The organism is Janthinobacterium sp. BHSEK, from assembly GCF_056174685.1.
Window position 1 is genome coordinate 1 of the sequence record NZ_JBWBYV010000172.1, and the last position, 1,001, is coordinate 1,001.

The following is a 1,001-nucleotide window of genomic DNA, read 5'->3' on the forward strand; positions in this document are numbered from 1 at the left end:
ATTTCTTTTCCTGCAGCTACTTAGATGTTTCAGTTCGCCGCGTTCGCCTTGCATACCTATGTATTCAGTATGCAATACCCTAAAAGGGTGGGTTGCCCCATTCGGAAATCTGCGGATCAAAGTGTGTTTGCTCACTCCCCGCAGCTTATCGCAAGCTACTACGTCCTTCATCGCCTGTAATCGCCAAGGCATCCACCATGTGCACTTATTCGCTTGTCCCTATAACGTTAGCCTCTTCATCCTTTCAAACGAAAAGAGCGCTACAGGGATAAGAAAGTACAACGTTGTTGCTTGTTTGTTGATACATACAATCATTACCCATCGATTCGCTTTTTACGGCAAACCGATCAATAAATAATCTTTACTTCTTCCAGATTGTTAAAGAACGAAACAGCTTTGATCGCTAAAAGATCAAACCTAAACCTGACTGGCTTACGTTTGCACTTTCGGTAAAACGTGGTGGAGGATGACGGGATCGAACCGACGACCCCCTGCTTGCAAAGCAGGTGCTCTCCCAGCTGAGCTAATCCCCCTGTGGGTATTACATACTGGTAGGTCTGGCTGGACTAGTGTCCACCTTACCCCCGGGTTTGTTTTTACTGGTAGGGCTGGTTGGACTCGAACCAACGACCCCCGCGTTATCAACACGGTGCTCTAACCAGCTGAGCTACAGCCCCAACGCGGTGCTACTACGACTACTGTTTCTTCTTAATTAAACAGCCGATAAGTGTGAACATTTGATGCGTGAACCATTTAACTGGTTCGTGCAAACTCTAGAAAGGAGGTGATCCAGCCGCACCTTCCGATACGGCTACCTTGTTACGACTTCACCCCAGTCACGAATCCTACCGTGGTAAGCGCCCTCCTTGCGGTTAAGCTACCTACTTCTGGTAAAACCCGCTCCCATGGTGTGACGGGCGGTGTGTACAAGACCCGGGAACGTATTCACCGCGACATGCTGATCCGCGATTACTAGCGATTCCAACTTCATGCAGTCGAGT

2 tRNA genes and 2 rRNA genes are annotated in these 1,001 nt (G+C 48.7%); all 4 read right to left on the reverse strand.

The annotated features are described in order from the left end of the window. Nucleotides 1-219 (reverse strand): 23S ribosomal RNA (locus AC0V2Y_RS28030); the annotation flags it as partial. A 238-nt stretch (nt 220-457) separates the two neighbouring features. Then, a tRNA-Ala gene (locus AC0V2Y_RS28035) sits at nt 458-533 on the reverse strand. Between the two features lie 67 nt (nt 534-600). Next, nucleotides 601-677 (reverse strand) — tRNA-Ile (locus AC0V2Y_RS28040). 100 nt (nt 678-777) lie between these two features. Next, nucleotides 778-1,001, reverse strand: a 16S ribosomal RNA gene (locus tag AC0V2Y_RS28045); the annotation flags it as partial.